Genomic DNA, 25,799 nt, shown 5'->3' on the forward strand with positions numbered 1-25,799 from the left:
TCCAGGTGCGCTTTGGGCACCCTTCATGGTTAAACCCGATAGCCACCGAGGTGCGCCATAGCTCACCATGCAGTACTGTCTTAGATACTATTCTTGAGCCGAATGCCTCTCTGTGTCGTGGACTGGGGCGCAGCCCAATCTGGACAATGGCGCAGAAGACGGAAAAAAACGCATGAGCACGAACTACCACTGGGATACGCAGGCTTTGCCACCCGGACAAGGCGCCAAGCTCTGGACTCAAGCCATTTCACTGTCCTTTCAGCATGTGCAAACGCAGTGCCACGGACAAAACTTTCATGGCACCTTGCGCTCGCAACGTCTGGGGGAGGTAGCGATCAACCGGCTGACCGCTCAGCCCTATCGGGTCAGCACAAGCAGGCCGCAAACGGATCAGCCCTGGTTGTTCTTGAATGTGCATCAACAAGGCCACTGCCGCCTGATTCAGAACGGGCGTGAGCAATGGCTCCCCGCCGGGAGCCTGAGCCTGAATATAGGCACCAGCCCCTTCACACTGGATTTTGTGGACGAGGTCATCATGACCACGCTGCGCTTGCCGCTGGAGGGGCTGCTACCCTATACCGGCCCTTTGAATGACGTGGTCGCCCAGCCTCTGGCGCAAGGTGCCAGCCTGCACTTGCTGGAACACTATCTACAAGGCTTGCTGCTGTCTGCCGATGGCCTGCGGGCCAATCAGCACGATCAGGCCTGGCGTTGTCTGCGCGACCTGTTGGCCATGAGCATTAACGAGCGGCGCTCTGCCTCGCCTGCTCCAAGCGCGGCTCGGTACGAAGATGCACTGGGCTATCTGTCTGATCGACTAGGTGATCCCGCCTTGAATATTGCAGCCCTGTCCGAGCACCTGGGTATGGCACCGCGTACCGTCCAGGAACTGTTCAAAGCACAGGGAAGTACTTTTACAGCCCAGTTAATGCAGCTGCGGCTTGATGCAGCCGCACAGCTGCTGCGCCAGACATCGTCCAACACGGTGGCGCAAATAGCCTATTCAGTGGGATTTTCAGATCTGTCCTACTTTCACCGCCAATTTAGACGGCGCTTTGGCATCACGCCAGGCCATTTTCATGCTCATGGCCTGAAGTCGTGAAGCAGAGATCAGAAACAGATCAAGTGTGATCGGCATGTTCAGCCGCTGAACCGCATACCGGGCAAGCGAGATCTTTGCGGAAACGTACGGTATGCCAATTCATATTGAAGGCATCCACACTTAGCAAACGGCCCACCAAAGGCTCTCCGAAGCCGCCTAACAGCTTCAAGGCTTCAACCGCCTGTGCGCTACCCACCATACCCAACAAAGGCGACAGAACGCCTGTGGTGGCGCAACGCAGCTCCTCGACGTCGTCCGCTTCAGGGAACAGACAGTGATAGCAAGGAGCTTCGGGCTGACGCAAGTCGTAAGTACTGACCTGACCCGAAAAGCGAATCGCTGCACCGGACACCAACGGTTTGCGTAGTGCCACGCAGACACGGTTGATAGCATGGCGGGTTGCGAAGTTGTCGCAGCAATCCAGAACCAGATCCACTTGCTGAACCCAATGCATCAAGCCCGCTTCGTCCAGACGCTGAACGACGGGTGTCACCTTCACTTCGGGATTGAGCTGCTCGATGTGCAGCTTGGCAGATTCAACCTTGTCCCAGCCCAGACGATCGGTGGTGTGAGCAATCTGACGCTGCAGATTGCTCAATTCCACCTGGTCATCATCCACCAGAATGATGGAGCCCACACCCGAGGCCGCCAGATAAGCCACCACGGGGGAACCCAGTCCCCCGGCTCCAACGACCAGGATGCGGGAAGCCAGAATCCGCTCCTGCGCTTCTACCCCGAATTCATCGAGCAGAATATGCCGCGCATAGCGCAGTAATTGCTGATCTTCCACGTCAGGAACCTGTGTTTACGGCTTTACCGGTTCGAGCCCCTTGGGGGTGATTCGGAACCGCTCAACGCTGGGTTGCTGACTCAGGGGACTTTTTTTTTCCGGCGACTCGGACTCCACTTCCTTTTCGCGCTTGGCAGCCGCTTCCTTGGCCGCAGCTACTTTGGCTGGATCATTCTTGATCACAGGACGGCCAGCCAGATGGTTCAGCGCTTGCTGCAACTGGAAGTCGTCGTCACCACCGAATTCAAACATCTTGAATTCCGGGCTCATGCCCAGATCAGGCTGTTCTTCTTCGGTAGTTTCATCCACCTTGCTGTTGACCAGGTGGCGCTTCAAGTCCACTTCACGCGGCAGGCGGAACAGATTGCCCTGGGCGGTGTCATCCACGACCACGTCCGGCTGTACGCCCGTCACCTGAATGGAAGTACCGTTAGGTGTGTAGTACAAGGCAGTCGTCAGTTTCAGGCCCGATTCCTCGGACAGAGGGACCACACTTTGCACCGAGCCCTTGCCGAAGGTGCGGTTACCGATAATGGTGGCGCGTTTGTGGTCTTGCAAAGCACCGGCCACAATTTCCGACGCCGAGGCCGAACCCACGTTTACCAGCACCACGATAGGCACGTTCTTGAGCCAATCCAGTTTCTTCAGAACATCCGCGTCCGTATCCAGCTCGCCCAGAACGGACTGCATGGATTTGACGTAGTACTCGCGGTTGGAGGAAGGAATACGGCCCTTGGTGGAAACCACCAGATCACCCGAATCCAGGAAGGCGGAAGTCACGCCGATAGCGCTTTCCAGCAAGCCACCAGGGTCGTTACGCAGGTCAATCACCAAGCCTTTTGGTGCGCCTGGGCCTTTATGAACTTCGGACAACTGCTTGACCAGATCAGCAGCGGTGCGTTCCTGGAACTGGGCAATGCGTACATAGGCCACATCGTCAGCCAGCATCTTGGAGCGCACACTGCGTACCTTGATGACATCACGCACCAGGTTGAACTCCAGCGGCTTGTCGCGGCCAGCACGACGGATCGTCAGCTTGATGGAGGTTTTGGGCTCGCCACGCATTTGCTTGACGGCATCATTCAGGCTCAAATCCTTGGTGGGTTTGCCATTGATGTGCGTGATGATGTCGCCCGCCAGAATACCGGCGCGCGCCGCAGGCGTATCCTCGATAGGCGAGATAACTTTAGGCATCCCGTCTTCGCTACCAATCTCTATGCCCAGACCGCCGAACCCACCTTGGGTCATGGCTTCCATTTCCTTGAAAGCGTCGGCATCCAGATAGGCCGAGTGCGGATCCAGATCGGTAAACAAACCCTTGATCGCGTTATTGACCAGGGCCTGATCCGTCAGGGGCTCCACATACGTGTTCTTGATGGCAGCGAACACATTGGCGAACTGCTGCAGTTCGCGCAAAGGCAATGGCTCGCCGCGTTGAGCGACCGCAGTAATGCCCAGGCTGATCAAGATACCGCCCACAGCACCTGCTGCCACTAGACCAATGCTGCCAATCCTTCGAGTGCTCATGCACATTCCCATTATTTTCAGATTCAAGACGGGGCCACCTCCCGGAGCTGACCCGACCATGCATTATAAGAGTAGCGTAAAGCGTCGACCAGCGTGAACTGGGCTGGAGTCGCTACCCCGCGCAACAAATGCGAGCAAACGTAAGCACCGCAGGCAAAAGTGGCTTAGGAACCTAACCAGACCTGCGGATTGATTGGCTTGCCTTGATGGCGCAACTCAAAGTACAGGCCGGGTTCCACCTGGCCCCCGGTGGCTCCCACCCGCGCAACCGCATCCCCACGCCCAACAATATCGCCTACTTGCTTGAGGGTGCTCTGGTTATAGGCATAGACACTCAAGTAGTCGCGGCCATGATCAATAATCAGCAAATTGCCAAAACCGGTCATCCAGCTGGCAAAAACCACTCGGCCTGGAGCTACCGCGCGAACCGTGGTGCCGGCCTGTGCTCGCAACACAATACCGCGCCAAATGCCGCCATCAGGACGTTCAGCCCCGAACTTGCCTTGCATTTCGCCGCGTACCGGATAAGGCAAGCCACGTTTCAGACCCTGGAAACCACCTTCTGGTTCCAAGGCGGGAGCAGATGCCTGCTCAACGGGCTCCTCAACGACCTGAACCTCGCGCACTTTGGGAGTGGCCGGTTTGCTGATCGGCTCGCTAGGCTCGGACGACGCTTCCAGGCTGTCTGACAAGAGACGCTCGTTCGCGGTCGGCGGCGTGTAGGTCAGCGGTGGACGCGGAATCATGGGTTCCGGATCTGGCTTCTGTGGCGCAGCAGGTTCCGGCTTGCCAGGTGGCAAGGCCGCAGGCAAAGGCGGTTGCGTGGCACGAGCCCGCTCCAGCAACTCCCGCTCGCGCTCCAGACGTGCCTGTTCACGGGCGGCCTGCTCTTGTTTGGCTTTACGCTGCAACTCTTGCTGACGAGCCAGCTCGGCTTTGCGCGCTTCCTCTGCACGGCGCGCCGCTTCCCGTCGGCGTTGTTCTTCGGCGCGACGGGCCAGCTCGGCCTGTCGGGCAATTTCAGTTTCCAGGCCGGAGATCAAATCTCCCAGCCGTTTGTCATTACTTTGCAGGTTGGCAGCCTGACCGCGCTGGCGTTCCAGCTCGGCGCTGATGTCAGCCACCACCTTGGCTCGTTTTTCTTTTTGTTCTTCCAGAGCTTCCTTCTGAGCCGCGGCCTCCTTGGCCAGTTGCTCCTGCTCTTTCTCACGCGCGGCAACCTGGGTCTGCAAGCGATCCAGACGCTCTACGGTGCGACGTACTTTATGAACCTGCTCGGTCTGCTGACGCGAGACATAGCCCAGGTAATGCAATTCGCGGTTAATGGCGTTGGGATCATCACCCGACAAGAGGGCAGACCAGGGCGACACACCATTGGCGTATTGCGCTCGTAATTGCTCGGCCAGCTCCTGCTGACGTTGCTCTTTAATCACTTGCTGTTCGCTGATCTGTTTGCCCAGCGTACCTAGCTGCTGGTGCAATTGTTCCTGCCGCTGCTCAATCTGAGCCAGCGTGCGATCGATATCGGAAATAGCCTGCTCGGATTCGCGCAAGGCATTGGCGGCGTCACGACGCGAGCTTTCGCTAGTGTCGATGGTTTTGCGCAGCGATTCGATCTTCTGGCGCAGCTCTGCCTGCTGCTTTTGAGCCTGGGCCTGGCGGGCGGCCAAGTCCGGATCAGCAGCCAGGGCCGGTAAGGTCCAGGCTGCCAGCAACAGGCAAACGCTGTAGCGCCACATTATTTACTGCGCCTTGCCCTGATTGGCCACGGCTTGCATCTGAGCCGCAATCGCTTCCTGGTCGCCCAGGTAGTAATGACGGATAGGACGCAGGTTTTCGTCCAGCTCGTACACCAAAGGCTGGCCGGTAGGAATATTCAGGTGAACGATGTCCTCGTCAGAGATGCCGTCCAGGTGCTTGATCAGCGCGCGCAAGCTGTTGCCGTGAGCCGTCACCAGAACGCGACGGCCGGAGCGGATTGCAGGAGCAATAGACTCGTCCCAGAAAGGAACCACGCGGGCTACGGTGTCTTGCAAGCACTCAGTGCGAGGCAGCTGATCAGCTGGCACACGCGCGTAGCGAGCATCAAAACGCGGATTGCGTGGATCGTCTTCAGCGACGGGCTCGGGAGCGATTGCGTAGGCACGACGCCAGACCAGGACTTGATCCTCACCGTACTTTTGTGCGGTTTCGGCTTTATTTAAGCCCTGTAAAGCACCATAATGGCGTTCGTTCAGGCGCCAGCTCAAACCTATGGGGGTGTGCATGGCGTCCATCGAATCCAGGGCGATCCACAAGGTACGGATAGCGCGCTTGAGGACCGACGCGAAAGCCAGGTCGAACTCAAAACCGTTTTCTTTAAGCAGATCACCGGCCTGCTTTGCCTGTTGACGCCCGGTTTCGGTAAGATCGACATCGGTCCAGCCAGTAAACCGGTTCTCCAGGTTCCACTGGCTTTCGCCGTGCCGCATCAGTACAAGTTTATACATGGTAAAAACAGCCTCGAGGTTGAAAAATTGGCGCCACTCTATAATCGTGTGATCTTGCCCTTTTTTCTTGCTTTTCTTGGTAATCAACAGGATTTAACGTGGACTTCATCTTAAGTCAGAACAATCTTCTAATTTTAGCAATTGCGGTGCTTGCCGGCATTATGCTGTTAATACCCAGCTTTTTCAAAGGCCGTGCGGGACGCGCAGTTTCAAGCTCGGAAGCGGTACAGATGGTAAACCAGAAAGACGCTATTTTGATTGATCTGCGCAGCGCCGATCAGTTCAAGGCCGGGGCAATTGCACAATCTCGCAACATTCCTGCTGCCGACCTTGACGCCAAGGCCAGCACACTGCCCAAAGACAAGCCTGTCATTCTGGTGTGCGATACCGGTCGCAGCGCTCCGCGCAGCGTGGCCGTCCTGCGCAAGCACGGCATCAACGAAGCCTACACATTGCAAGGCGGTATTCAAGGCTGGCTGCAGTCCAGTCTGCCCGTCAAAAAATCGTAAGCTCCCCCTTCTACGAGGCTCTCATGGCAAAAGTCACGATGTACTCCACAATGGTGTGCCCTTATTGTGTGCGCGCTGAAATGCTGCTCAAGCAACGCGGCGTAACTGAAATCAATAAAATCATGATTGATCGCGAACCCGAACAGCGCGCTCTCATGATGGAGCGCACCGGTCGGCGTACCGTTCCCCAAATCTACATTGGCGACACCCATGTAGGTGGCTACGATGATCTGGCCGCTTTGGACCGCGAAGGTGGCCTGCTGCCGCTGCTGGCTGCCTGATTTTTTTTCTAACAATTTTTTTATCCCATAGGATCACCCATGGCCGACCAGAACACCCCAGCCGCTGACCAAGAAGCTCAACAACCCAGCTTCAGCCTGCAGCGCACCTACATCAAAGACCTGTCCATCGAAATGCCCAACGCTCCCCAGATCTTTCTGGAGCAAGAGGCCCCTTCCGTGGAAGTGTCGATCAATGTGGGCGGCCAACGCTTGGCTGACACCGTCTACGAAAGCACCGTCACCGCTACTGTGACCACACGCATTGGCGACAAGGTCATGTACCTGGTGGAAGCTACCCAAGCCGGTATCTTTGAAGCTGCCAACATTCCTGAAGAGCAGCTCGAACCCCTGCTGGGCATTGTGTGCCCCACCATGCTGTACCCCTACTTGCGCGCTGCCGTGGCCGACGCCATCAACCGCACGTCCCTGCCTGCCCTGCACCTGACTGAAGTGAACTTCCAGTCCCTGTACGAGCAGCGTCTGGCCCAGCAAGCCGCCCCCGCTGACGGCCAGCCCTTGCAGGCCTGATGATGTCAAACGCGCACACTCCTGTTCGTGTTGCAGTCCTGGGCGCAGGCAGCTGGGGAACGGCCTTGGCCGCTCTGGCCAGCACCCAGGCTCCCACGATGGTATGGGCGCGCAAAGCATCAACCGCACAAGCCATCGGGCAGGATCATCGCAATCCAGCCTACCTGCCCGATGTCGTGCTGCCCGACTCGCTACAGGCCAGCGACAGCCTGCAGCAAGTCATGGAGTTTGCCCTGGCTGATGACACCGGCCCTGCCCTGCTGATTCTGGGCGTGCCTGTGCGTGGCCTGGCGCAAACCTGTGTGGATCTGGCGCAGTACCTGCCTGCCACACGCCGCCATCCCGTCCTGCTGGTCTGGACCTGTAAAGGCTTCCATCAGGAAAGCGGCTTGTTACCCCACCAGATTGTGCGTGAAAGCCTGCCCGACCATCCCTGGTTAGGCCGTGCCGTGCTCTCTGGTCCCTCGTTCGCCCTGGAAGTGGCTAAAGGCCTGCCTGTTGCGCTGACACTGGCCTGCGAACCTGCTGATATGGCCGGCATTGCCCTGGAGGCTTTGCATGGCAAGCAAGCGCGCCTGTACACCAGCACCGACATGATCGGCGTGGAAGTGGGCGGCGCTGTCAAAAACATCATGGCCATTGCCTGTGGCATTGCCGACGCTCTGGGCCTGGGCCATAACGCCCGTGCCGCCCTGATTACCCGAGGCCTGGCTGAAATGCAGCGCCTGGGTGTTGCGCTGGGTGGTCAATCCGAAACCTTCTACGGCCTGGCGGGCCTGGGGGATCTGGTCCTGACGGCTACGGGCGAATTGTCCCGCAATCGCCAAGTAGGCCTGGCGCTGGGTGCTGGTGAAAGCCTGGACAGCATCCTGGCCACCGGCATTACCGCTGAAGGTGTACGCTGTGCCCGTTCGGTTCTGGAAATGGGCCGAGCACACCAGATTGAATTACCGATTACCGCCGCGGTCTGCCAAATCCTGTTTGAACAACTGGCCCCGCGCGAAGCTGTCCACGCCTTGCTTACCCGCGAGGCAAAGCAGGAAGGCCACTAATACCTTCGTCTGCCCGATCTGGCACTTCACCCGCGCTGCCAGAACTGCAGTCAACCGTCTCTTACTCAGAATAAAACAATGTCATTGCTTGCTCGTTCTCATGATCTTCTGATCCGCTCCGTCCTGGGGCTGGCCTGCACTGGTTTGCTGGCTCAATCGGCTCTGGCCCAATCCAGCTGGCCAGAGCGCCCGATTCAAATGGTCGTGCCGTTCCCGGCAGGCTCCTCGCCTGACGCCCTGGCCCGTGCCATTTCCGAGCCCCTGTCCCAAGCTTTGGGCCAGACTATCATTGTTGATAACCGCCCCGGTGCTGGTGGCAATATCGGCACCCGCTTCGTAGCGCATGCCAAACCCGACGGCTACACCCTGCTGCTGACCATCAATGGTCCCATGGTGACCGCCCCCACCCTGTACAAGACCTCGCTGGGCTATGACCCGCTGAAAGACTTGCAGGCCATCTCCATGATTGGCACCAGCCCCAACGTGCTGGTCGTGCCGGCCAACTCGCCCGCCAACACGGTAGAAGAGTTCATTGCCCTGGCGAAATCTCGTCCTGGCGAATTGAACTACGGCTCAGTTGGCCCCGGCAGCTCAGCCCACCTGGCCATGGCCATGCTGGAACATGCGGTTGATATCAAACTGGAACAAATCCCCTACTCGGGCTTTCCACAAATCCTGACCGCCATTATTGGTGGCGACATTGACGCCGCCTTCATGGTGCCCGGCATTGCCATGCCCCAGGTTGAAGCGGGCAAGGTGAAAGCTCTGGCCGTAACCTCCCTGCAGCCCAGCGAATTGCTGCCCGGTCTGGACACCATGGCACAGGCCGGTCTGGAAAACTTCGAGGCGATTTCCTGGGACGCCTTCTTTGTGCCCCACAATACCTCGGACGATGTGGTCAAACGCCTGAACCAGGAAATCACCACCATCCTGCAACGCGACGACATCAAGGCCAAGCTCAACGCCTTTTACTTCTCGTCCGAGCCTTCCACCCCGCAGGAGATGACGGACAAGATCATTGCCGACAAGGCTCGTTGGGATGAAGTGATTGAACGCCTGAATCTGTCGCTGGAGTAAGGACAAGATCGAAAAAAACGGCCCTGCAAATTCAAGATTTGCGGGGCCTTTTTCTTTGCAGCCATTACCAAAAAAATAAATAAGCGCCGTTCAATGACAAATGTGGCGTTGCCCACGACTACGCCCTTGCGGCCTGCCTCTGCACGAGCTTAAACACCACCTTCGTAACCCGCTTGCCGCCAGGCATCAAAAACACAAATCGCCACGGCATTAGACAGGTTCAAGCTGCGTTGCCCCGCCAACATGGGTAGACGAATCCGCTGCTCATTGGGAAACAAGGCCAGTTGTTCTGCAGACAAGCCTGCGGTTTCGCGGCCAAATACAAATACATCACCCGGCTGAAAGCCTTGCTCAGCCAGCAAATGGCTGCCACGTGTAGTCAGGGCAAACGCGCGATCAGGCGCGGAGCCCGTGGCCTGGAGGGCTTCTTCCAGACTGTCGTGCACCTTCACTTGCGCCCACTCGTGATAATCCAGCCCGGCACGACGCAGCTTGCTGTCTTCAAGCTCAAAGCCCAGGGGCCGCACCAAGTGCAAGACACAGCCTGTATTGGCCGCCAGTCGAATGACGTTACCCGTGTTGGGGGGGATCTCGGGCGAAACCAGGACGATATGAAACATGAAAAACCTAAAAAGTGCAGAAAAAGCCGCGAACAAGCGACGAAGTATACAGGGCTAGGATGCCTTCAATTTCCAGGGAGCTCGTGCAGCGACCAAGGCATAAACAGACTGTGCACCCTCCAAACGGCAGGCCCGGGCCAAGGCGTCCAAAGTGGCCCCTGTGGTCAGCACATCATCGACCAACAGCACATCACACCCTTGTAGCGACTCCCGTAGGTTAAAAGCACCCCGCATGGCCTGCCTGCGAGCCTGACGCCCCAAGTTCTTCTGTGCCTGCTCATGCCGTACTTGCGCCACGACGATATGCAAACGAGCTGACAATCCCAATGAATGCGCCACGCGCCTGGCCAGTACCGCTGCCGGATTGAAGCCCCGCCGGTGCAAGGCTTTACGCTGCGAAGGCACTGGAATGACCCGGCAAGCGGCGTTCAGCACAGGCCCATGCCTACGCCATTGCTGCACCATCAGTTCCGCCAACACCGCTGCCATTTCCAGCCGACGGGAAATTTTAAACGCATGTATCAACATATCGCCAGGATGTTCATAATCGAATCCGGCAACCGTCGCTTGCAGGGACAATTGCCCTGCTCCGCAATCCGGGCAGGCCAGTAAAGCCAAGGGCGGCAAGGCCAGAGCACAACGAGGACAGCGCAAATCCTGGGCCGGTGTTGCCAGCGCGTGTCGGCAAAAGCGGCACAGTGCGCCACTTTGCGAACGCAATCCGCACAGCACACAAGGCCGTGCCAGCAGTGGAATCCCTACAAGACGGTGGGTCGGCTCGCGCCGAAACAGGGGATGCGCCATAATAGATCATTACCTTTCAGAGCCAGGCTGATTCGATCACAGCACATGCCACTGATCCAGGCCAGCAACGTCCGCGCAACTATGTCCCAGTTACCTTCTTTACCAATCAACTCCGCCCACGTCGAGCAGCAATTCAATCGCCGCGCTCCCCTGGATCACGCTCAGTTTCTTTATGGTGAAGTCGCGCAACGGATGTTGTCCCGGCTGGCTTTGGTGCGCTTGCAACCCACTCATATTCTGGATGCCGGCTGTGGTGCCAGCCACGCGCTGGAACCTTTGCGTTCCCGCTACCCGGATATGAACTACACCGGCCTGGACCGCAGCGCCAAGCTGTTGGAGGTTGCCCGCGAGCGCTACCAATCCAAACCCAGCCTGTGGCAAAAACTACGCAACCAACCTACCCCTGCTGCCAACTGGGTTCAGGCCGATATGGCCAATAGCGGCCTGCCCGCAGAAAGCCAGGAGCTGGTCTGGTCGAACATGGCCCTGCACTGGCACCCGGAACCGCATCGAGTCCTGGCTGAATGGAACCGCCTGCTGAAACCCGAGACGCTGGTCATGTTCTCCTGCTTGGGTCCCGGCTCTTTTGCCGAGCTGCGCAGTGCCATGGAGCAAGCGGATCTGGGCACCCAAACGCTGGAATTCGTGGACATGCACGACTTTGGCGATCTGTTGCTGGAAAACGGTTTTGCTGATCCCGTGATGGATCAGGAGGTCGTGACGCTAACCTACCGCAGCGCTGAAAAACTGCTGGATGATTTGCGTCTACTGGGCGGCAATCCGCACCCACAACGCAAGGCCAGCCTGAGCACCCTGCCCTGGCGTCAACGCCTGCTCAATGCGCTGGAGAAACAGCGCCATATGGACGGCACCTTGCATCTGAGCCTGGAAATTGCGTACGGGCACGCCTGGCGCGCTCGTAGCCGTCGCAGCACCCAGGGCGAGGTCAGCGTGCCGATCTCCACAATCAGCCGCCGCCCCAAACCCCAGGAATAAACCGCATTTAGAAGCGGTATTCGGCCTGCAACCAGAAGCGGCGGCCATCTTCCGCATAGGAATAGGCTCCGCTGGTACCCGAGTCGCGACGACGATCGGTCAGGTTATAGACGGCCGCGCTCAAGCTCAGATCTTTTCTGGCACGCCAGCTAGCTCCCAGATCCACCGTAGCAATCGTCCCCATGCTTTCGCTGACAGCACCGCCCTGTCCCCAGGAAATATTGGTTTCCCGACCACGCACGTTCAAGGTCGAGAAGGCTGACACGGCTTCATTCGGCGTCCAGTCCACGGTCAGGCTGCCCATATTGCGTGGGGTCGCCACCAAGGGCTGTCCTTCAAACTGCGGGTAGCCAAAGCCCAGGATAGTGGCGCTGCCATTACGCACCTTGGAGTCCTTAAAGGTATAGCTGCCGCGCACTTTCCATTGCTCGTTAAAGCGATAGGCCAAGCCCAGTTCCAGACCCTGAACCCGTGCTTCAGTGATATTGAAGTAGGTGCTATACATGCTGTTGGTATACGGGTCCGGTGGCACAGGACGGCCATCGGGGTAGTACAGCTGACGCGAGCCGGTATTGGCGATCTTGTTTTTGTAGCGGGTGTGGAACAAAGTAGCGTTGGCGCTCAACGGTCCGCCATCGTCAAAGTACAAGCCCAGTTCTACGTTGGTGCTGACCTCAGGTTCCAGATCCGGATTGCCCCAGGTATAAGCACCGCCACGCTGCGGCAAACCGATTTGCGGATTGCTTTGCATGATGGTCGGAGACTTGAAACCCTTGGCGATCCCGCCTTTCAGCGTCCAGGCATCCGTCGCACTCCAGACACCGTACAAACGGGGAGTCCAGTGACGGCCATAGAACTCGTTGTCGTCCATGCGCACGCCGCCGGTCAGGGCGAAGGATGGGCTCAAGCTCCATTCATCTTCCAGGAACAGGGAGTATTCACGCACGGAAGTATCCACACCTGCGCCATTCGGATTGGCGTAGTAGCCATCGGCCTTCAACTCGCTTTTGCGCCACTGAAAACCACCCACCAGCATGTGATCGGCCAAAGGCAAAGTGAGCTTGCCATCAATCACGGTATTGCGAAGATCAGGGCGGGCGCTTTGAGTGGGGCCATCGCGATAGGCTTGTTCACGGTTCAGGCTTAGCTCCGTATCAAAGCGGCTCCAACGCCCCGTATGGGCCAGCGTATAGCTGTCGCGCACGTACTCGTTTTCATTGGCCTTGCCCGTCAAAGCCAATGACTTGCCGGGGGTGGTCCAGAAATGCTGGGTCGTGCGGCCAGCTTCAAACATGAACTCATGATTGTTATTGGGGGTTGCCCACAAACGCACCGTACCGTTTTGACGTTTGGCACGCGCAAAGCCATTCAACACCTGATCTTCCTGACGTTGCTTGTGGTAGCCCCAGAACTGCAAGCCCAAGCGCCCCGGCACGATGGGGCCAGACAAGTACAAATCAGCCGAGCCGCTATTTCCAGCCGAACCACTGTCCTGCAAGGTATAGCCACCGGTCAAGGAGCCGTGCCATTTGTCGGCCACTTTGCGCGTCACAATATTGATGACTCCGCCCAAAGCCTCAGAGCCGTACAAGGTCGACATGGGGCCACGCACCACTTCGATACGCTCAATGGCTTCCAGCGGGGGAATCCAGTTCATGTCCAGAGCCTCAGACACCCCACCCTTCATAGTGATCTGACGCATGTCCTGGCGACGACCATCAATCAAGACCAGCACATGCTCGGACTCCATGCCGCGAATCGAGATAGCCCCTTTGTCGCCACCTAAAATGCTGACGCCCGGCACCTGACGCACGGCATCGGCCAAAGACTCGAAGCGTTTCCCCTCCAGCTCCTCGCGCGGAATCACGGTGATAGAGGCTGGTGCGCTCACCACTTCCTGAGCGAATCCCGAGGCGGTCACCGAGATTGCACTTAACTGCTCAACTTCATTGCGTTCCTGAGCCCAGGCGGACATGCACGCCAGGGATAAGGCGGCCAAGGGCCAACGCAAGCCCGTTCTCATTTTCATCAGACTTCTTCCATTATTTATAATACGAACCAAACTCATTTCTATTTGCTACTATCATGAGCCCGGTTTCTGACCGTAGTCTGATGAAAACTATTCTGATTATTGAAGACCACCGGCCTTTGTTGAGCCTGTTGGCAAGCCATCTGCAAGGGCAGGGATATGCAATTCGCACCGCTACGACGGGGCGGATTGGTCTTGCCCTGCTGCAAGAACATAGCTTTGATGCCCTGATTCTGGATCTGGGATTGCCCGATATGGACGGCATGGAAGTTCTGGCGCAGCTGCATCGCCCAGATCGCAGCCAGCGCCTGCCCTGCCTGATCTTGAGTGCGCGCGATGCCGTCCACAATCGCATTCAAGGGCTGCGTGGCGGTGCGGACGACTATCTGCTCAAACCCTTTGATCTGCTTGAGCTGGAGGCCCGCCTTAGCGCAATCCTGCGGCGGGCTGCGCCCCATCGTTACCAGCAACTGGTGATCACGAATCTACGATTCGAGCCTGAAGTGCGACAAGCCTGGGTCAATGACCAAGCCTTGATGTTGCCACGGCGGGAAAGCCTGCTCTTGCTGGAGCTGATGCAGGCCAGCCCCCGTTTGCTGGTCAAGGATTATTTGCTGGAGCAGCTCTATCAAAACCAGACCGACATCAGTCTGAATGCCATCGAAGCGTTGATCTCCAAACTACGCCGCAAGCTGCGCGAGCAAAATGCCCTGGTTTGCATCGACACGGTGCGCGGTGTGGGCTACCGCTTGCGCGCTCTGTGAGCAGGCGCGCCTTCAGTCTGCGCGGGCGATTACTGATCAGCCTTTTGCTGATGCTGGCCTTGGGCTTTTGCACTTTGGCCCTGTCCTTGTTCGATACACGAGACGAGCTGCGCCGCATCAGCCTGTTTTTGCAGGCCGAAGAAATCGCCCGCGACTTTAAACCCTCGGAATCATTGGACAGCTTGCCGCGTCAGTACGCCGGTGGCGAAATGTCCTATTCGCTGTACAGCGCCGAGGGTGAGCTGCTCCAGGCCTCATCCAATCTGGCAAGTCCACGACGCCTGCGCCCTGCTCAGCCTGAAGACGAGCTGGCCTTGTTCAGACTGAAGCATCGCAGTGGCTATGTAGTTTCGGTTTCGGTCACGCTACCCAGTGGCGAAATCCTGATGGTCGCCAAACGAGACCAGCGCGAAAGAGAGCTGATCGGAGCCTTGCTGCAAACCCGCATGTGGCGCTCACTGCTTTTGTGGCTGCCAGTGTGTGCGGTGGGTCTGTTGTTGATCACCTGGCTGATCCATTGGACCTTGCGCCCGGTACGACAAGCGGCAAATCTGGCTGCGACGCTGGGTCCCGCACAACCCGAGCTGCGCTTGCCGGTCACTGAACTGCCCAAAGAAATTCGCCCCTTGGCACAGGCCGTCAATCAAAGTCTGGACCGCCTGATGCAGGCCTATCACCATGAACAACAACTGGTCGCAGATGCCGCGCACCAACTGCGCACCCCATTAGCTGTGATGTCCTTGCGTCTGCAAACGGCTGAACACCATAGCGAGCAGGACTGGGATTTGCTGCGCGAGGATATTACCCACTTGCAGCGTCTGGTCAGCCAATGGCTCAGCCTGGCCCGCAAGCAGGAGCAGGCTACGGAGCTAACAGACCACACAGCCTTGGCACCGTTGTGCCGCCGTGTGATGGGAGACTTATGGCCGCTTTTCGAGCAGACCAATCGGGAGATCCAATTTCACGATGATAGTTCGCTCGATACTGTTCAAGCCTGCGAGGCCGATCTGTCCGAAGCCATTGTCAACGCACTGGACAATGCCCTGACGCATGGCAAAGGCACGGTCAGCTTGCATTTGCATAACCCACAGCCAGACCAATGCGCGATCGATATCAGCGATCAAGGTGCAGCCTTGGACGCGCAAACAGCTCATCTGGCCTTTGAGCGTTTTCACAAGCAAGACAGCGCCAGCAAAGGAGCGGGCCTGGGGCTGACGATTGTGCGCCAGATTATGCTGCGCCACAGTGGCCAGGCCCTGTTCCTGCCCGGCGCACCCTGCACTCTGAGGCTCTTGCTGCCACTAGCGGCTCCCGCCTCTGACAAAAAAACGGTTTAGCGGTAAACTCGTCCGGTTGGCCTCCCCGGCCAACTACGTTCTCAGGGCGGGGTGCAAGTCCCCACCGGCGGTAATGGCACTAGCCTAGCCCGCGAGCGCCTGACCTGTGGTCAGGGACAGCAGACCCGGTGTGATTCCGGGGCCGACGGTATAGTCCGGATAAAGAGAGAACGGGATACCCTCATAACCTGTACAGGAGTCATCCTGCTATGGGCTTGAGCTATCCTGCTTCCTGCATGCCCTGTTTTTGTTGTCATAAAACAGGAAATCAACATGAACAGTATTACCTCAGCCAATCTTCTGGCTCCCCGTATCGCCTTTATTCAAGCTTGCTGGCACAAGGACATTGTGGATCAGGCCCGACTGGGTTTTATCGACGAAGTCAAAGCTCTGGGCCACGACAGCAGCCTGATCGACTTCTTTGAAGTGGGCGGCGCCTTTGAAATCCCACTGCATGCTCAACGTCTGGCCCAATCGGGTCAATATGCCGCTGTTGTGGCTGCCGGTCTGGTGGTTGATGGCGGTATTTATCGCCACGACTTTGTGGCTACCGCAGTGATTCAAGGCTTGATGCAAGTCCAGCTCAGCACCAACGTGCCGGTGTTTTCAGTCGTGCTGACTCCTCACCATTTCCATGATGGCAAAGAGCACCACGATTACTTCCACCGTCACTTTGTGATCAAGGGCCAGGAAGCGGCCCGTACATGCCTGGATACCGTGAGCAAATTGCAGGCACTGCCTGTTGCGGCAACCGTCGCCGCTCTTTAAACGACTAGGCGGCCTGAAAAGGCCGCCATACTCTCGACTCCTGGAGCGGCTTTTACCCGCAGCTACAGGGCTAGCCGGAACTTTACCGGCCATGCATTTGGTAACTACTGTATCAAGACTGGTTACGCTTGCGCGACGAGTCTATACCCAGCTGTTTAAGCTTGCGGTACAAGTGGGTGCGTTCCAGACCAGTACGCTCCGACACACGCGTCATGCTGTGATTTTCGCGGCGCAGATGATATTCAAAATAAATGCGCTCGAACTCGTCACGCGCTTCGCGCAAAGGCAGATCCAAAGAAATGCTGCCCAGCTGGGACTCATCCTGCTCGACTTCAGGGACGGCCATGGCAGGTGCCATACCGGGAGCCATGGTGGCGGTTTCAGGGCGGCGATCACCACCTTGAACCACCGGGCGGGCAGCGGCTGACAGCGCCTTGGGTGCAACAGTACGCTCCAGACCTGAAGCAACAGTCTTGAGCAGGCGCTGCATGGTAATGGGTTTTTCCAGGAAGTCCACCGCACCAATACGGGTTGCTTCCACCGCGGTATCCACCGTGGCGTGACCACTCATCATGACCACTGGCATATCCAGCAAACCTTGAGAAGCCCACTCCTTGAGCAGGCTGACACCGTCAGTGTCTGGCATCCAGATATCCAGCAAGACCAGATCGGGGCGGCCCCGCAAGCGTGCCTCGCGAGCCTGGGCGGCATTCTCTGCCAATTGCACGGTGTGCCCTTCGTCGTAAAGAATTTCCGACAAAAGTTCCCGAATGCCGATTTCGTCATCAACTACCAGAATTCTGGCCATAAAACGTCACCTACGTGATTTTTACGCATTATCGTTTGCTCGCCGCCCAGAGTCCAGACGAATATGCTGGCCAGCAAGCCGGGTAAAGAGGATGGAAATGCGAGCCCCCCCCTCACGACGATTGGAAACATCGATTCTGCCGCCGTGCTCCTCGATGATTTTCTTAACTATAGCAAGTCCCAGACCCGTGCCGGTGGGCTTGGTGGTTACGTAAGGTTCAAAAACGCGCACCAGCATCTGGGGATCAAAACCAGGCCCGTTATCTGACACCACAAAACTGACCGCATCAGAAGAGTCGGAACCTTCTACGCCCGCAATCATGGTTTTAACAAATACATGCGCCTGGTCAAGTGATTGATCCTGGGCAGCCGCTTCGCGAGCATTGGCCAGCAGATTATGGATAACCTGCCGCAGCTGCGTGGGGTCGCCTTGAACCATGGGCAAATCAGGGTCCAGCTCCACATCAATTGCCACACTATAACCATCGTCCCGGACCATGCCTTCTTCCGGGTCCCAACCATATAAAGTCAGCACTTCGGTAATCAGCTCGTTCAGATTCAGAGCTTGCATCTGAGTCGCCGGTTTACGAGCATACTCTCGGAAATCTTCCACCATCTTCTTGAGCGAACTGACCTGATTGACGATGGTATTGGTATAGCGCAGCAACATGGCAGCATGGACTTCATCCAGCTGCGACTCCAGTTTCATGGCCAGTCGTTCGGCCGACAACTGAATAGGCGTTAACGGGTTCTTGATCTCGTGTGCCAGGCGTCGAGCCACCTCGCTCCAGGCCACCAGACGGCTGGCGGAAATCACGTCAGTAATATCGTCAAACACCACCAGATACCCGGTTGGCTGACCATCTACACGCAGCAAGGTACCACGGGCCAAAACGGTGACGATAGTATCACGCGCTTCATTACCTTCTTGCATTTCCAATTCAAACTGCTGCTGCCAGTAAGGATGATCCGAGCCCATGGCCTGATGCGTGGAAAAGGCTTCACGTATCATCGAGGCAAAGGTCATGGCCCCTTCCAGCGTTTCCAGCGGACGACCTTTAATGGAGCGCAAGTCCACCTGCAAGATACGCTGCGCCCCCTGGTTGAACATGGTGACGCGGAACATCTCGTCAAACGCCAGTACACCACTGGACAGATTACTGAGCACTGACTCCAGGTACATATTGGAGCGTTCCAGCTGCAGACGATTTTTCTCGACCATGCGGCGCGCTTCATCCAGTTGCCGAGTCATGGCATTGAAAGAGCGGGTCAGCTGGCCCACTTCATCTTTGGCAGGTGGCTCAGGCAAAGCCCGGTAATCCCCTACCCCTACCGCCTGCGTCCCGGCAGCCAATGTCAGCAAAGGACGCGTCAGGCGGCGCGACAAGGCCAAGGCAGCCGCCACAGCCGTAAACACCGCCAGAATCAAGGCCAGCGTCAACGTTATGCCGTAGAGCTTGCGCAAGCCCTGACGAGATAAAGCCAGCTCCTGATAATCCCGGAAACCTTGCTGCACCTGGTTGGCGTTGCGTGCAATCTTGTCCGGCACAGGCTGAATGACCTGTAGCCAGCGCGAGTCTGCCGTGCCACTCAAGGTTGCCGCAAAGCGATTGGGATCGGCCAATGGTAGAACCGTGCGCAGACGCAAGCCCGTGGACTCTGCGGGAACCCCGCCTTCGTCCAGGCCGTTGTCGTGAACAGGCGCATCATCATCCACCTCGGCAGCCGAATAGCGGCCTGCAATACGCAGCTGATTCATCACGCTGGAGGGCGGCATATCCGGCAGCAAGGTGTCATACCGTGCTGAGGAAAAGGCAATCAAACGGCCATTGCCGGAGAACACCATTGCCTCCGTCACCCCGCTGTTCTCACGCAAGGAGATCAGCAAGCTGCTGTACTGCGCACTATCCGCCTTGTTCAGTGCCGACACCATTTCATTGGCACGACCTTCCAGCTCATTGAGCTGCGAATCCAGGGCGGCACGTCCCAGACTCAAGCCTGATTCCAGCGCCGTATCTACCCGCACGTTGAACCAGGACTCGATCGATCGTGACATGAACTGCACCGAAAGCAGATAAATCAATGCCCCCGGAATAATGCCGATCAGGGTGAAGTAAAAGGCAAAGCGCGCCGTCATGCGGGCACCAAACTGACGCCGGCGTATTTGTCTGAACAGGCGAATCGTCAGCAACAGCACCCAGGAAATCAGCGTGGCGGCCAGTACACCGTTAAGCACCAGCAGCAAGTCATACTGCTGCGCATAGCGCGAAGCATTACCCGTAGACCAGACAAGAAGAGAAAACAGCGCCAACGCGCTGACACCCGCTCCGAACAGAGCGGTGCGCAAGATCCAACGTATCAAGGTTGGGGCTCGTCGACGGAGACGGAAAAGGAAAAGGTTTTCCATGGAGTAGCCAATGTCCAGGCAGAACTATTGATGGCGTCCACTTGAAACGGACGGGCCAGCAAAGAGGTATCCAGGCGCAAACGTACACGACCCTGGTATTCCTGGTCGCGATCCAGATCAGCCACATAGGCCACGGCCCAGCCGCGAATATGCCGCAGCATGGCCAATGCGTCGTTCATGGAGGATTCGGGCAGAGAAAGGTCCCCGGTGCCCACGCGCCACTGTCGGGTCAGGGCGTTATACACGACCCGCCAAGTTTGTTGTTCTTTAACAACATTTTTGTCAAACCAGTACCAGCGGGGTTTGGCCAATTCCACTTCAACCGTGAAATACAGCGGCACCCCTTTCTCGGCAGCGGTACGCAATTCCGGGCTTAACTCGAATTCGACATCCGCGTCGATATACAGTTTTTCGTCCCGAATATGGGGCTCGACCTTGACGACCCGCTCTCCCGACGTAGCGACCGGCACAATGGTATTGGCCGAGCTTAGCGCGCAGTTGAAAATCAGCAGAAAAGACAGAAAAACGCGCCACATCGTGATTAACCGCAAAAAGGACAAAGTCAGAGCCCTAATTGTGACAAGTCAAACCGGGCGCGTAAATAAGGCGTAGAAAAAACCGTCGCCATCTGCCAGCGATCGTCCCGCAACGCCGGGCAAAATCTGGCCAGGAGAGTCCAAAAGCTGCGCCTCGGGGTGACGGGCCAGAAATGCCTCGACCTGTTGCTCCCCTTCAGCCGGGAAAATCGAGCAGGTCGAATACAGGAAATGCCCGCCGGGCTGCAATGTGGACCACAAGGCATCCAGTATAGAGCTTTGCAAACGCGCGGTATCGGCAATGTCCGACTCGCGGCGCAACCAGCGAATATCGGGGTGACGACGCACAATACCCGAAGCGGTACAAGGCACATCAGCCAGGATGGCATCAAAGGGCTGACCATCCCACCACTGGGCAGGACGAGCCGCATCGCCCCGTTTCAATTGAACTTTGTCGCTGGCCAGGCCCAGACGACGCAGGTTATGACCTACGCGCTCCAGACGCTCGCCGTCCGAGTCCAGGGCCAACAAGGAAACATCCGCCTGCTCCAGCAAATGAGCGGTCTTGCCACCCGGGGCCGCGCAAGCATCCAGCACGCGCATGCCATCCTTGACCGGCAAAAGCAGACCGGCTTGCTGAGCCGACCAGTCCTGCACCGACCACCAGCCCAGATCAAACCCAGGAATCGCCTGAACCGGCATGGCCTTGTCCAAGGTAACGGCACCCGTGCCGGGGCTGCTGGACGCAATCCCGGCTGCCGTCAGCACCGCCTGCAAGCGCTCCACCGAGCAACGACGCTGATTCACACGCAAGGTCAAAGGACCGGGGCGATTAGCCGCTTGCAACAACGCTTCCCAATCACGTGGGTAAGCACGACGCAATTCCTTGACCCACCAGCCAGGATGATTCCAGCGTGCTTCGGGACGGCTCTCTACCTGAGACAGGATCATCTTGCGCTCGCGTGTAAAGCGACGCAGCACCCCGTTCACCAAGCCCTTGGACAGACGCAGCGCAGCCTGGCTATCAGCCGCACGCACAGCCTGATCCACCACCGTATGCACGGCATAGACCGGCACATCCGGGCGATCCTCAAAAGTCCTGGCATCCTCTTGCACGCGCATGGCTGTATCCAGCAAGGCCAGCGACACCATCAGCAAGGCATCCAGCCAGGTATTGCTGGGCTGGCGCGGCACCAGCGTGATACGAATCTGACGGGCATGGCCCAGACGGCGCAAAACATGGAAGCTGACAGACTGCACTGCCGCACGGGCTGGCGCTGGCGTTGCAGCCAGGCTTTCAGTCAGGGACTTGCCTGCCAGCACGCCTTCAATATTGCGCGCGCTCAGCAGCATGACTTCGGACAGGGGCAAAGAGGGGGAAAGATGGGTGTCGGACACAGAACAACCGCTAGAAAAGAAAAATATGACTGCGACTGTAGCACTATTTGCCGCATAAACCGGGCTCAAACGCACAAGATCCGCACGCATCCGGGCATGGGACGGTAAAATCAAGCCTATTTCCCAATTTCGAGCCCTCAAGCTCCAGAAGGACCCTCTATGAGCGCCCCCAAAGTCGGATTCGTGAGCCTGGGTTGTCCCAAGGCCCTGGTCGATTCCGAACGAATTCTTACCCAGCTGCGTACCGACGGCTACCAGATCACCCCCAGCTACGACAATGCAGATGTGGTGGTGGTCAATACCTGTGGCTTTATCGACAGCGCCAAGGCTGAATCGCTGGAAGCGATCGGCGAGGCACTAGCTGAGAACGGCCGTGTCATTGTCACCGGTTGTATGGGTGTGGACGAAGGATTGATTCGCGACGTACACCCCTCGGTGCTGTCCGTCAGCGGCCCCCAGCAATATGAACAAGTCCTGCGTGCCGTGCGTGAAGCCGCCCCGCCCTCGCTGGACCACAATCCCTACATTGATCTGGTACCGCCACAAGGCATCAAGCTGACCCCGCGTCACTACGCCTACCTGAAGATTTCCGAAGGCTGTAACCACAGCTGCAGCTTCTGTATTATCCCGTCCATGCGCGGCAAGCTCGTCAGCCGTCCTGTCGGCGAGGTGCTGGGCGAAGCCGAGCGTCTGGTCAAGGCAGGTGTCAAAGAGCTGCTGGTGATCTCGCAGGACACCAGCGCCTACGGCGTGGACATCCGCCAGCGCACCGGCTTCTGGAATGGCCGCCCCGTCAAGAGCAGCATGCTGGACTTGAGCGCCGCCCTGTCCGAGCTGGGTGCGTGGGTGCGTCTGCACTACGTCTACCCCTACCCGCATGTGGACAATATCATTCCCCTGATGGCCGAGGGCAAAGTGCTGCCGTACTTGGATATCCCCTTCCAGCACGCCAGCCCTTCCGTGCTGCGCGCCATGAAGCGCCCTGCGTTTGAGGACCGCACCCTGTCTCGCATCAAGCAATGGCGTCAGGACTGCCCGGATCTGACCATCCGCTCCACTTTCATCGTGGGCTTCCCCGGCGAAACCGAGGAAGACTTCCAGTACCTGCTGGACTGGATGACCGAAGCCCAGCTGGATCGCGTCGGCTGCTTCCAGTATTCGCCTGTTGAAGGCGCCCCCGCCAACAAGCTTGACGGCATCGTCCCTGATGAAGTCAAGCAAGAGCGTTGGGAACGCTTCATGGAACATCAGCAAGCCATCTCCACCGCTCGCCTGGCTGCCAAAGTAGGCCGCGAAATGGACGTGCTGATTGATGAGATCGACGAAGACGGCGATGCCGTTGGCCGCTCCAGCGCCGACGCCCCCGAAATTGACGGCAACGTTTTCATCACCAGCGAACAAAAACTGGAACCCGGCCAAATGGTGCGCGTGCGCATTACGGATTCCAGTGAATATGACTTGTTTGGAGAAACAAGCTAAGCTCGAACGTCCCTACGTTCATTTGACAATAGCCCGGCCCTCGAGCCGGGCTATTCGCTTACGACATGATAAGAACACGACTCATTGATCTGGTTGTTGTTATCGCGCTGGGGTACTTCCAGCACTATCTTTTGCAAGACCATCTGGATTTTCTCTTTCTGGATGAGGCAGGCCAATATCGATGGCTTGCGCTGGCGCTCTCTATGGCCCCGCTATTTGCGCTCTACTTTCTACTGCGAGTGGTTCTGCCCTGTACAGTAGCCGGGGCCCTGACTGCGGGGGCCTCCTTGTTACTGACAGAAGTCAGTAACACCAAGCAAGCGCTGACTACTGAACCGCTTAGCTGGACAGATGTCACTCGCACTGACAATCTGTCAGTTGTGCCGCACTACATAAACCAATCCCACATCATCTATGCCTTACTAGTGGTCGCCGGGATTGTGCTGCTGATGCGCCTTGATCAAACAGCACGCTTAAAAAAGACCGGAATTGTGCTGGCAGCCCTTTTCTCCCTGCTGTCCCTCCATCCTTACTTAAACCGTATCGACACCTCATTAAGTCACGTAGCGCAGTTTGAGCTGACGCGGCAAGACATCAACTATGTCGTCTGGGACTGGCCCAGAAATATCAGAAAAAATGGCCTGCTCACCCATTTAGTTCAAACAAGTCAGCGCCGTATGCCCCCGAAGCCTTCAACCACAGAACGGGAGCAATTTGATATTTTGACAGAGTCCAGCACTGATACGTCAGGTCAGCCTTCAAACATCATTGTGATTCTTTGTGAAGCATGCTGGCATGATGAACAGCATTTCAAAGAAGCGTTCAGTCCTTTAGAAAAAATCGGCTTTCAAGCCTTCCGCGCTATTGCCCCTGTGTATGGGGGAGGGACTGTCAACTCAGCATTTGAACTCCTGACAGGATTACCTGCAAATGGTGCCTTAAATGGCATCATTTACCAGGAGTACACGAAGCTGCTCTCCCCACAAGCTTGGAGTTGGCCCCGTAGCCTTGAAAACAGCGGCTATGCCAGCGTCTCACTACACAATCACAATGCGGTCTTCTGGAACCGACACATTATTAATCCAAAGCTTGGGTTTCGACGGTTTCTTGCTCTTGAAGACATGAACTACGACGGCCCGATATGGGCCAACGATGAGATTCTTTTCAAGGCGGCAACTCAAGAGCGGCAAAACAGTGACAGACCAAACTTTCAGTTCATCACAACCGTCTATACACACGGGGCCTACTACCCACGCGACGGTGACCATGGCGAGCAACACTACCAAGAAAAACTCACTCAAAGCCTGCGTGATGCAGCTGATTTTGCCGACCGACTCCTTGCCGACCATCCAGACTCCCTGATCCTGCTTGTTGGAGACCACAAACCAGCCTTGACCCGCTTTTTCCATCAAGAAAATATCTTTTCAGATGACTTTTTCATACGAACAGGGGAAATGAACGACGACTATATGTTCTCTCCCTCCGCCTCAAAAGAGATACTGGGTGACGTACCGGGCTATATTTATTATCGTGATCAGGATCTGGCAGCCCGCTTGAACCATCAACCCTTTTTCTGCCTTGGCCAGATCATTAACGAGGCTTCTGCAGGCGCTATCTTGCCGGCATTCCAGTATGCCCGGCATTATGATCTTTGCTCATCTGCCCCAAAGCTCACCTATACCCAGCGCAGCGAATCCTATCCAGGCTGGTTGTACTCCGCCTCCCTCTTCGACTTCTGATTTTTGTACATTGTTATGCCTATTTATCAACTAGACGAACACAGCCCACAAATCCACGACAGCAGCTTCGTTGCCGCAGAGGCGACCCTGATTGGCAAGGTCATTTTGAAGGAGCAAAGCAGTGTCTGGCCCGGTGCCGTTATCCGTGGCGACAACGAAACCATTACTGTGGGTGTAGGCTCCAACGTGCAAGAAGGCGCAGTACTGCACACCGACCCTGGCTACCCGCTGGATATTGGCGATCATGTCACCATCGGCCACCAGGCCATGCTGCACGGCTGTACCATCGGTGAAGGCGCCTTGATCGGCATCCAGGCGGTCGTACTGAACGGTGCCGTCATCGGTCGCGATAGCCTGGTTGGTGCTGGCGCATTGGTCACTGAAGGCAAAGTGTTCCCGGAGCGCAGCCTGATCATCGGATCGCCCGCCAAAGCCGTACGTACCCTGAGCGATGAGGACATTGCCAAGCTACGTCAAAACGCCAGTGTTTACGCCCAACGCGGTGGCCACTACAAAACGGCCTTGAAACGCATAGGCTAAGAAAAACAGGCGTACACCGGGTTCCTCTTTGTCACACACCATACAGTCAGCTGTCGCTTAAAAAGCCTCCGGAAAATATGCGAGGCCACTCAACGCTGGCAATCCGGACTGTCCTGGTCCCTACCCCTCCTGCCATCGCCGTTGGCGATGGCACGTTGACAGATGATTGATTTGCAAGGAAGAAAACGGGTCCTAGAATGAAGGCGTCAATCTAAAAACC

24 protein-coding genes and 1 riboswitch are annotated in these 25,799 nt (G+C 57.1%); of the genes, 13 read left to right on the forward strand and 11 right to left on the reverse strand.

Annotation, left to right across the window (positions count from 1 at the left end; genetic code table 11):
• Positions 1-172 precede the first annotated feature (172 nt).
• Entirely contained in the window at positions 173-1,102 is a 930-nt protein-coding gene (locus NBV64_RS16725; RefSeq protein ID WP_152978324.1) for an AraC family transcriptional regulator, read from the forward strand.
• Positions 1,103-1,121: 19 nt separating this feature from the next.
• On the opposite strand, the gene NBV64_RS16730 is transcribed toward NBV64_RS16725, so the two are convergent.
• From NBV64_RS16730 to gpmA, 4 genes are all read right to left on the reverse strand, one after another.
• On the reverse strand, positions 1,122-1,892 hold the full coding sequence (locus tag NBV64_RS16730) for a HesA/MoeB/ThiF family protein (RefSeq protein WP_009458628.1): 771 nt from the start codon (positions 1,890-1,892) through the stop codon (positions 1,122-1,124).
• A 15-nt stretch (positions 1,893-1,907) separates the two neighbouring features.
• Complete coding sequence (locus NBV64_RS16735; protein ID WP_021447177.1) at positions 1,908-3,419, reverse strand: S41 family peptidase; 1,512 nt, start codon at positions 3,417-3,419, stop codon at positions 1,908-1,910.
• A gap of 164 nt (positions 3,420-3,583) precedes the next feature.
• Positions 3,584-5,158 carry a murein hydrolase activator EnvC family protein gene (locus NBV64_RS16740; protein ID WP_250756176.1) on the reverse strand — a complete coding sequence of 525 codons (1,575 nt, stop codon included), beginning with the start codon at positions 5,156-5,158 and terminating at the stop codon, positions 3,584-3,586.
• A gap of 3 nt (positions 5,159-5,161) precedes the next feature.
• Positions 5,162-5,908: a 2,3-diphosphoglycerate-dependent phosphoglycerate mutase gene (gene gpmA / locus NBV64_RS16745; protein ID WP_009458620.1), complete on the reverse strand. Its 747-nt coding sequence runs from the start codon at positions 5,906-5,908 to the stop codon at positions 5,162-5,164.
• 161 nt (positions 5,909-6,069) lie between these two features.
• Between gpmA and NBV64_RS16750 the strand changes: the two genes are divergently transcribed.
• From NBV64_RS16750 to NBV64_RS16770, 5 genes are all read left to right on the forward strand, one after another.
• The gene (locus tag NBV64_RS16750) at positions 6,070-6,417 is read left to right on the forward strand and encodes a rhodanese-like domain-containing protein (protein WP_226349166.1); all 348 of its coding nucleotides are present in this window, start codon (positions 6,070-6,072) and stop codon (positions 6,415-6,417) included.
• 23 nt (positions 6,418-6,440) lie between these two features.
• On the forward strand, positions 6,441-6,698 hold the full coding sequence (gene grxC, locus NBV64_RS16755; RefSeq protein WP_009458616.1) for a glutaredoxin 3: 258 nt from the start codon (positions 6,441-6,443) through the stop codon (positions 6,696-6,698).
• 39 nt (positions 6,699-6,737) lie between these two features.
• Complete coding sequence (secB, locus tag NBV64_RS16760) at positions 6,738-7,226, forward strand: protein-export chaperone SecB (protein ID WP_009458614.1); 489 nt, start codon at positions 6,738-6,740, stop codon at positions 7,224-7,226.
• On the forward strand, positions 7,226-8,278 hold the full coding sequence (locus NBV64_RS16765; protein ID WP_021447182.1) for an NAD(P)H-dependent glycerol-3-phosphate dehydrogenase: 1,053 nt from the start codon (positions 7,226-7,228) through the stop codon (positions 8,276-8,278). Before secB ends, NBV64_RS16765 begins: the two co-directional genes overlap by 1 nt.
• 78 nt (positions 8,279-8,356) lie before the next feature.
• Positions 8,357-9,355 (forward strand): Bug family tripartite tricarboxylate transporter substrate binding protein, encoded by a 999-nt coding sequence (locus tag NBV64_RS16770; RefSeq protein WP_250756177.1) that lies wholly within the window; start codon positions 8,357-8,359, stop codon positions 9,353-9,355.
• Between the two features lie 149 nt (positions 9,356-9,504).
• On the opposite strand, the gene NBV64_RS16775 is transcribed toward NBV64_RS16770, so the two are convergent.
• A complete protein-coding gene (locus NBV64_RS16775) occupies positions 9,505-9,975 on the reverse strand; it encodes a tRNA (cytidine(34)-2'-O)-methyltransferase (protein WP_009458610.1) in 471 nt (156 codons plus the stop codon).
• 54 nt (positions 9,976-10,029) lie between these two features.
• Entirely contained in the window at positions 10,030-10,779 is a 750-nt protein-coding gene (locus tag NBV64_RS16780) for a ComF family protein (protein WP_250756178.1), read from the reverse strand.
• A gap of 81 nt (positions 10,780-10,860) precedes the next feature.
• Here NBV64_RS16780 and NBV64_RS16785 point away from each other — a divergent pair, with 81 nt between their 5' ends.
• The gene (locus tag NBV64_RS16785; RefSeq protein WP_031232879.1) at positions 10,861-11,775 is read left to right on the forward strand and encodes a methyltransferase domain-containing protein; all 915 of its coding nucleotides are present in this window, start codon (positions 10,861-10,863) and stop codon (positions 11,773-11,775) included.
• 7 nt (positions 11,776-11,782) lie between these two features.
• On the opposite strand, the gene NBV64_RS16790 is transcribed toward NBV64_RS16785, so the two are convergent.
• On the reverse strand, positions 11,783-13,804 hold the full coding sequence (locus NBV64_RS16790; RefSeq protein WP_250756179.1) for a TonB-dependent receptor domain-containing protein: 2,022 nt from the start codon (positions 13,802-13,804) through the stop codon (positions 11,783-11,785).
• 83 nt (positions 13,805-13,887) lie between these two features.
• Here NBV64_RS16790 and NBV64_RS16795 point away from each other — a divergent pair, with 83 nt between their 5' ends.
• The 3 genes from NBV64_RS16795 to NBV64_RS16805 all read left to right on the forward strand — a co-directional run bounded on the left by NBV64_RS16795 (position 13,888) and on the right by NBV64_RS16805 (position 16,673).
• On the forward strand, positions 13,888-14,568 hold the full coding sequence (locus tag NBV64_RS16795) for a response regulator transcription factor (RefSeq protein ID WP_250756180.1): 681 nt from the start codon (positions 13,888-13,890) through the stop codon (positions 14,566-14,568).
• On the forward strand, positions 14,565-15,905 hold the full coding sequence (locus NBV64_RS16800; RefSeq protein WP_250756181.1) for a HAMP domain-containing sensor histidine kinase: 1,341 nt from the start codon (positions 14,565-14,567) through the stop codon (positions 15,903-15,905). Before NBV64_RS16795 ends, NBV64_RS16800 begins: the two co-directional genes overlap by 4 nt.
• A 33-nt stretch (positions 15,906-15,938) precedes the next feature.
• Positions 15,939-16,081: riboswitch (FMN riboswitch) on the forward strand.
• 97 nt (positions 16,082-16,178) lie between these two features.
• Complete coding sequence (locus NBV64_RS16805) at positions 16,179-16,673, forward strand: 6,7-dimethyl-8-ribityllumazine synthase (RefSeq protein ID WP_009458595.1); 495 nt, start codon at positions 16,179-16,181, stop codon at positions 16,671-16,673.
• A gap of 112 nt (positions 16,674-16,785) precedes the next feature.
• On the opposite strand, the gene NBV64_RS16810 is transcribed toward NBV64_RS16805, so the two are convergent.
• The 4 genes from NBV64_RS16810 to rsmB are packed head-to-tail and all read right to left on the reverse strand — an operon-like array spanning position 16,786 to position 21,776.
• The gene (locus tag NBV64_RS16810) at positions 16,786-17,481 is read right to left on the reverse strand and encodes a response regulator (RefSeq protein WP_009458594.1); all 696 of its coding nucleotides are present in this window, start codon (positions 17,479-17,481) and stop codon (positions 16,786-16,788) included.
• Positions 17,482-17,502: 21 nt separating this feature from the next.
• On the reverse strand, positions 17,503-19,839 hold the full coding sequence (locus NBV64_RS16815) for a sensor histidine kinase (protein WP_250757259.1): 2,337 nt from the start codon (positions 19,837-19,839) through the stop codon (positions 17,503-17,505).
• On the reverse strand, positions 19,839-20,423 hold the full coding sequence (locus NBV64_RS16820; RefSeq protein WP_026483737.1) for a DUF4390 domain-containing protein: 585 nt from the start codon (positions 20,421-20,423) through the stop codon (positions 19,839-19,841). The genes NBV64_RS16815 and NBV64_RS16820 overlap by 1 nt, the downstream gene beginning before the upstream one ends.
• A gap of 48 nt (positions 20,424-20,471) precedes the next feature.
• Complete coding sequence (gene rsmB, locus NBV64_RS16825; RefSeq protein ID WP_250757260.1) at positions 20,472-21,776, reverse strand: 16S rRNA (cytosine(967)-C(5))-methyltransferase RsmB; 1,305 nt, start codon at positions 21,774-21,776, stop codon at positions 20,472-20,474.
• Between the two features lie 204 nt (positions 21,777-21,980).
• Here rsmB and rimO point away from each other — a divergent pair, with 204 nt between their 5' ends.
• From rimO to NBV64_RS16840, 3 genes are all read left to right on the forward strand, one after another.
• A complete protein-coding gene (gene rimO / locus NBV64_RS16830; protein WP_250756182.1) occupies positions 21,981-23,300 on the forward strand; it encodes a 30S ribosomal protein S12 methylthiotransferase RimO in 1,320 nt (439 codons plus the stop codon).
• Positions 23,301-23,365: 65 nt separating this feature from the next.
• On the forward strand, positions 23,366-25,039 hold the full coding sequence (locus NBV64_RS16835; RefSeq protein ID WP_250756183.1) for a sulfatase-like hydrolase/transferase: 1,674 nt from the start codon (positions 23,366-23,368) through the stop codon (positions 25,037-25,039).
• 15 nt (positions 25,040-25,054) lie between these two features.
• Positions 25,055-25,579 (forward strand): gamma carbonic anhydrase family protein, encoded by a 525-nt coding sequence (locus NBV64_RS16840; RefSeq protein ID WP_250756184.1) that lies wholly within the window; start codon positions 25,055-25,057, stop codon positions 25,577-25,579.
• The last annotated feature ends 220 nt before the right edge of the window (positions 25,580-25,799 follow it).

Source organism: Alcaligenes sp. DN25 (assembly GCF_023674485.1).
Classification (GTDB): domain Bacteria; phylum Pseudomonadota; class Gammaproteobacteria; order Burkholderiales; family Burkholderiaceae_B; genus Alcaligenes; species Alcaligenes phenolicus.

What these genes read in the sequence shown, in the direction of transcription:
- NBV64_RS16725 (WP_152978324.1), top strand. Translation starts at nt 173, where the DNA reads ATGAGCACGAACTACCACTGGGATACGCAGGCTTTGCCACCCGGACAA.
- NBV64_RS16735 (WP_021447177.1), bottom strand. Translation starts at nt 3,419, where the DNA reads ATGAGCACTCGAAGGATTGGCAGCATTGGTCTAGTGGCAGCAGGTGCT.
- NBV64_RS16740 (WP_250756176.1), bottom strand. Translation starts at nt 5,158, where the DNA reads ATGTGGCGCTACAGCGTTTGCCTGTTGCTGGCAGCCTGGACCTTACCG.
- gpmA (WP_009458620.1), bottom strand. Translation starts at nt 5,908, where the DNA reads ATGTATAAACTTGTACTGATGCGGCACGGCGAAAGCCAGTGGAACCTG.
- NBV64_RS16750 (WP_226349166.1), top strand. Translation starts at nt 6,070, where the DNA reads ATGCTGTTAATACCCAGCTTTTTCAAAGGCCGTGCGGGACGCGCAGTT.
- grxC (WP_009458616.1), top strand. Translation starts at nt 6,441, where the DNA reads ATGGCAAAAGTCACGATGTACTCCACAATGGTGTGCCCTTATTGTGTG.
- secB (WP_009458614.1), top strand. Translation starts at nt 6,738, where the DNA reads ATGGCCGACCAGAACACCCCAGCCGCTGACCAAGAAGCTCAACAACCC.
- NBV64_RS16765 (WP_021447182.1), top strand. Translation starts at nt 7,226, where the DNA reads ATGATGTCAAACGCGCACACTCCTGTTCGTGTTGCAGTCCTGGGCGCA.
- NBV64_RS16770 (WP_250756177.1), top strand. Translation starts at nt 8,357, where the DNA reads ATGTCATTGCTTGCTCGTTCTCATGATCTTCTGATCCGCTCCGTCCTG.
- NBV64_RS16775 (WP_009458610.1), bottom strand. Translation starts at nt 9,975, where the DNA reads ATGTTTCATATCGTCCTGGTTTCGCCCGAGATCCCCCCCAACACGGGT.
- NBV64_RS16780 (WP_250756178.1), bottom strand. Translation starts at nt 10,779, where the DNA reads ATGGCGCATCCCCTGTTTCGGCGCGAGCCGACCCACCGTCTTGTAGGG.
- NBV64_RS16785 (WP_031232879.1), top strand. Translation starts at nt 10,861, where the DNA reads ATGTCCCAGTTACCTTCTTTACCAATCAACTCCGCCCACGTCGAGCAG.
- NBV64_RS16790 (WP_250756179.1), bottom strand. Translation starts at nt 13,804, where the DNA reads ATGAAAATGAGAACGGGCTTGCGTTGGCCCTTGGCCGCCTTATCCCTG.
- NBV64_RS16795 (WP_250756180.1), top strand. Translation starts at nt 13,888, where the DNA reads ATGAAAACTATTCTGATTATTGAAGACCACCGGCCTTTGTTGAGCCTG.
- NBV64_RS16805 (WP_009458595.1), top strand. Translation starts at nt 16,179, where the DNA reads ATGAACAGTATTACCTCAGCCAATCTTCTGGCTCCCCGTATCGCCTTT.
- NBV64_RS16810 (WP_009458594.1), bottom strand. Translation starts at nt 17,481, where the DNA reads ATGGCCAGAATTCTGGTAGTTGATGACGAAATCGGCATTCGGGAACTT.
- NBV64_RS16820 (WP_026483737.1), bottom strand. Translation starts at nt 20,423, where the DNA reads ATGTGGCGCGTTTTTCTGTCTTTTCTGCTGATTTTCAACTGCGCGCTA.
- rsmB (WP_250757260.1), bottom strand. Translation starts at nt 21,776, where the DNA reads ATGCTGCTGAGCGCGCGCAATATTGAAGGCGTGCTGGCAGGCAAGTCC.
- rimO (WP_250756182.1), top strand. Translation starts at nt 21,981, where the DNA reads ATGAGCGCCCCCAAAGTCGGATTCGTGAGCCTGGGTTGTCCCAAGGCC.
- NBV64_RS16835 (WP_250756183.1), top strand. Translation starts at nt 23,366, where the DNA reads ATGATAAGAACACGACTCATTGATCTGGTTGTTGTTATCGCGCTGGGG.
- NBV64_RS16840 (WP_250756184.1), top strand. Translation starts at nt 25,055, where the DNA reads ATGCCTATTTATCAACTAGACGAACACAGCCCACAAATCCACGACAGC.